This is a genomic window from Algibacter sp. YIN40 (genome assembly GCF_057219435.1).
In genome coordinates this window covers 1-5496 of the sequence record NZ_JBXVVC010000007.1, presented here as the reverse complement: position 1 = coordinate 5496, position 5496 = coordinate 1, and the positions used below count along the sequence as shown (strand labels likewise).

General features: G+C 32.7%; 2 protein-coding genes. Both read left to right on the top strand.

Annotated elements, in window-relative coordinates:
* The first annotated feature begins 111 nt into the window (after window positions 1–111).
* On the top strand, window positions 112–4116 hold the full coding sequence (locus tag AC2D6V_RS15335; RefSeq protein ID WP_484649954.1) for an FG-GAP-like repeat-containing protein: 4005 nt from the start codon (window positions 112–114) through the stop codon (window positions 4114–4116).
* Between the two features lie 60 nt (window positions 4117–4176).
* The coding region (locus tag AC2D6V_RS15330) for an FG-GAP repeat domain-containing protein (RefSeq protein ID WP_484649951.1) at window positions 4177–5496 on the top strand (1320 nt) is incomplete at its 3' end.

Sequence of the window (5496 nt, the reverse complement as noted above, 5' to 3'; positions counted from 1 at the left end):
ATAGCATCTGGTGTCTATATCTTAAAAATAAATAATCAATCTAAACTTTTTATTAAAATATAAACTATTTTCAAATCTACCTTTTTAAATACTCAGTTAAATTAATATTGAATGAAAGTTAAAACAACAATAAAATATTGCTTCTTTTTGCTACTATTCCTTTATTTAAATAATAGCGCTAAGTTATTTTCGCAAAATTTTACTCGCGTTGAATCTCAAGTTGGCCTTGATTTAATGGAACAAAATACAGGATCGGCAGTAGCAGATTTCGATGGAGATAACGATTTAGATTTATTTGTTGTAGCTAAATTGAAAGATCAAAAAGGTAATAACATAAGCTATAGTCGCTTATTTAGAAATGAAAATAATGGCTTTTTTAAAGATATCACTGTATCTGCAGGATTAATTCTTTCCGAATCAGAAAATGACTCATCAGGAACCAACTGGGGTGTTTCATGGGGAGATTTTAATAATGATGGAAACCCTGATTTACTTTTAACAAAAACCAATGGAATCCATCTTTTTCAAAATCAAGGTAATGAAACATTTATAGACGTTACTAATAGCTCAGGTTTAAATAGTCAAGATGAGTGTGATAATAGGAGTGCCTTGTGGTTTGATTACGATAAGGATAGTTATCTAGATCTCTTCTTTAGTGATTACGGCTCTGTCTGTAATAAAAATTCTTTATACAAAAATAATGGAGATGGTACTTTTAGTGATGTAACAGGTATACTTTCTACAGCAATAGCTGGAAGTCCATATACATTTGTAAGTATTCCAATAGATGTAAATAATGATGGGTGGCTAGATTTATATTCAGCAAATGATTTTGGGCGGAATGATCTTTATATCAATCAAAATGGAATTGCATTTGTTGAACAATCTACAGAATTCAATTTAAATAATAATTCCACTGGAATGGGGTTATCGGTGGGAGATACAAATAACGATGGGTCCTTTGAAATATATCTATCAAACATAAATATAAATGCGCTTTATACAAGAGATGGCGGCAATAATTATATTGATATAGCATTGGATAAAGAAGTCCTCAATGCGGGTTGGGCATGGGATTCTCGTTTTGGAGATTTAGATCTTGATGGAGATGAAGATATTATAGTAGCTAATGGGACTATTGGTAATAAAAATTATAATACATTCTTTAAAAATTTACTAAAAGAAGGTCAAGACAAATTTATTAATGCAACAAGTGAAGTAGGTCTAGATGAATATACCTATAGTCTATGTAGTACAGTTTTCGATTATGATAATGATGGTGACTTAGATTTTTATACGACCAATTTTGATGCGCTATCATTCTTATACGAGAATAAAATTGAATCACAATCACAAAATCTTCATTGGTTTAAAATTGCTTTATCTGGGACAATTTCCAATCGTGATGCCATCGGATCGACAATTTCTGTAACTACCAGTAAGGGAATCTATCACAGATATTATCATGGTAGTGGTTTATATACACAAAGTTTGCAACCCGTTCATTTCGGTCTTGGTGAGGACGATAAAATTATAGAATTAAAAATTGCTTGGCCATTAGGTTTAATTGAAACTTATTCCAATCTTGATGCAAATACAACCATATTGGCTACCGAAGGGGTAGGATATGAAATTGTAAATAACAACCCAAGCACCAAAATAAAAGGCTGTACAGACCCCAATTCATGCAATTATAATTCACTAGCTACTGAAGATGATGGTTCTTGTACCTATTTAGATTCTAAAGATATAATCGGAAGTTCAGATTCATTTTTTTTAAAAACAGAAGTATATTCTTATCCAATAATTCAAGGTAGCAAGATTAATTGGCAAGTAGAAGGAGGTCAAATAGTAGAAAGGGTTAACGATAATACAATTAAGATTAAATGGGGACTACAATCTTTAGGTAAAATCCAAGTGATTGAAACAAATGGCTGCTCAAGCCTTCCTTCAAACTTAATTGTTAACCTCGAGCCATCTACAATTTCTTCAGAGAATGACTTTTCTGTTGCGCGATTATGGAATGAAGCTTTATTACACGCAATTAGAGGAGATTACGCCAGACCAACTGTTCATGCCAGAAATTTATTTCACACAAGTATTGCGATGTATGATGCTTGGGCCATCTTTGATGATCATGCTAGACCTTATCTTATCGGAAATAAAGTTCATAATTATGAAAATATATTTGATGGTTTTACAACAACTGAACCTAGGGAAGAAGCTAGAAATAAATCTATTAGTTATGCAGCCTATCGATTATTAACTCATAGATTTAAGAATTCTCCTAATGTATTAGAAACTCAAGAACAATTTAATGAGTTGATGCAAGCATTAGGCTATGATATAAATGAAACTTCGCAAAATTATCAAACGGGTAATCCAGCTGCTCTTGGAAATTATATTGCGGAAGCAGTAATCGATTATGGATTTACTGATGGCTCTAGAGAAACAAATAGTTATGAAAATAATTATTATGAATCTATAAATCCTCCTTTAGTGCCAGTACTTGCAGGCAACGAATCTCTCCTTGACCCCAACAGATGGCAACCTTTAAGTTTAGATGTTTTTATAGACCAAAGTGGAAATTTAATCAATGAAAATACTCCAGATTTTTTAAGCCCAGAATGGGGTAATGTTTTACCTTTTTCTATGAATGAATCAGTAAAAACGATTAATCAAAGAAATGGAGATACTTACGTAGTTTATCATGATCCTAGCCCACCTCCGTATATAGATCTGAATAATACAACAGATGCCAGTAATTCCTATAAATGGGGAAATTCTGTTGTAACTATTTGGGGATCACATCTAGATCCAACAGATCAAGTTATGTGGGATATTTCACCGAACTCAATTGGCAATATAAATAGTTCTTTATTACCACAGACTTTTCAAGATTATCCTAATTTTTATAATTTAATAGACGGAGGAGATATTGGTAATGGCCATGCTTTAAATCCAATTACCAATCTGCCCTACGACGAACAAATAGTTCCACGTGGTGATTACACAAGAGTTCTGGCTGAATTTTGGGCTGATGGACCAGATTCTGAAACACCACCAGGACATTGGTTCACACTATTAAACTATGTAAGTGATCATGAATTGGCTTCAAAAAAAATAGAAGGTATAGGAGATTCATTAAATGATCTAGAATGGGATGTTAAATCTTATTTCCTGATGGGTGGGGCTATGCATGATGCAGCAATTTCTGCTTGGAGCATTAAAGGTTGGTATGATTATATTAGACCAATTTCCGCAATTCGTTTTATGGCTGATAAGGGCCAAAGCTCCGATCCTACAAAACCAAATTACCACATAGCAGGTATCCCTTTAAATCCAGGTTATATTGAATTAGTCGAGGCGGGAGATGACCTGGAAGGACGAATAGGTCAACATATTGGAAAAATCAAATTATATACTTGGAAAGGACATAGTAATATAGGTAACCCAGAAGTGGACCAAGCTGGTGCGGGTTGGATATTAGCTGAAAATTGGTGGCCATATCAGCGCCCTTCTTTTGTAACTCCTCCATTTGCTGGTTATGTTTCTGGGCATTCTACCTATTCAAGAGCAGCGGCAGAGATAATGACCTTGCTTACTGGAGATGCTTTTTTTCCTGGAGGAATGGGCGAATTTGTTGCTATTAAAAATGAATTTTTAGTTTTTGAAGAAGGACCAAGTGTAGATGTAAAATTACAATGGGCAACCTATCGTGATGCATCAGATCAGTGTAGTTTATCTAGAATATGGGGAGGTATTCACCCACCTGCTGATGATATACCTGGTAGATTAATTGGTGAGAAAATAGGAGTCGATGCCTTTAATTTTGGAGTGAAATATTTTGATGGTAAAAATCAGGAAGAAATACCTATTTCTAAAAATTATCAAGTATTTCCAAATCCTAGCGCTTCTGGTTCTATATTTATTTCTAATACTCTAGTCTCTGACAATTTCAATCTTATAGATATGAAAGGAAGTATTATAAGTATTATAGAAAAACAATACGACGAAACTAACAAAATCACATCGATTAAATACCCTCAGACAATAGCATCTGGTGTTTACATCTTAAAAATAAATAATCAATCTAAACTTTTTATTAAATTGTAGACCAATTTAAAATCTTCATTAAATTCTTAGCTAATTTATAAAATGACAAACATTGCATCCATGGCTAAATTTATATATCTCTTTTTGATGTTACTAATTAGCCATCTAACATTAGGACAAAATTTCATACGAATAGAAACTCCGTCCAAAATCAACATCTTAGCTAAAAATAACGGCGTAGCAGTTGCTGATTATGATGGAGACAATGATTTAGATCTATTTGTTGTGGCGAAAGAGAAAGATGAAGAAGGTAATGAAATAAGCCACAGTAGATTATTTAAAAATAATAATAACGGCACATTTGAAGACGTAACTTTGGTATCTGGATTAATGAACTTGTATCCATTTATTGAAGACGATATAGAAGGTGGGTTTCAAGGATTTAAATTTGGAGCGTCTTGGGGCGATTATGACAATGATGGTTTTTCAGACTTATTTTTGACAAATGCATATAGAATTCAACTTTTTCATAATCAAGGGGACGGAACTTTTATAGAAAAAACTCAAGAGGCTGGATTTACAGCACGGAATAATTGCAACAATACAAGTGCTACATGGTTTGATTATAACAATGATGGATTTCTTGATATCTATATTGGTGATTGGGCATATTGTGATGGTAATAGCATGTATAAAAATAATGGTAATGGAACTTTTCAAAAGGTAAACGACCAATTCGATATTTCAGGCAATAATTTAAATACCTATTTAGGAATTCCAGTTGATGCAAATAATGATGGTTGGTCTGACCTCTACATTTCTAATGATGTTTTCACACCAAACAATCTATACATAAATAAAAATGGAACAGATTTCACAGAAGAAAGTATAAGCTATGGAGTAGACAATGCTGGAAACGGAATGGGGATAACTATTGGAGATTATAACAATGATGGGGATTTTGATATTTTTGTTACAAACATAAGCAGAAATGCACTTTTAAAAAATAATGGCAATAATACATATACCGACTCGGCAGTTGATCAAAATGTTTTGAATACAGGATGGGCTTGGGATACTCGCTTTGCCGATTTTGATCTAGATGGAGATGAAGATTTGATTGTAGTAAATGGTTACAGAGGAAGTGATACAAATTATTATTTCAAAAATTTACATGAAGAAGGTGGAAATGTATTTAATGATATCTCAAAAGAGGTTAATTTTAACGATTTAACTATAAGTTTAGGAGCCGAGGTTTTTGATTATGATAATGATGGTGATTTAGATATCTACTTAGCCAATTCTAATAAATCTTCTTTTTTTTATGAAAATAAAATAATCGACCAAAATAAACTTGATACTCTTAAATGGTTCAAAGTTTCATTAGAAGGAACCACATCTAATAGAAATGCCATTGGAACAACAGTTTCATTAACTACA

Coding starts and splice junctions, on each gene's coding strand:
- AC2D6V_RS15335 (WP_484649954.1), top strand. CDS start 112: ATGAAAGTTAAAACAACAATAAAATATTGCTTCTTTTTGCTACTATTC.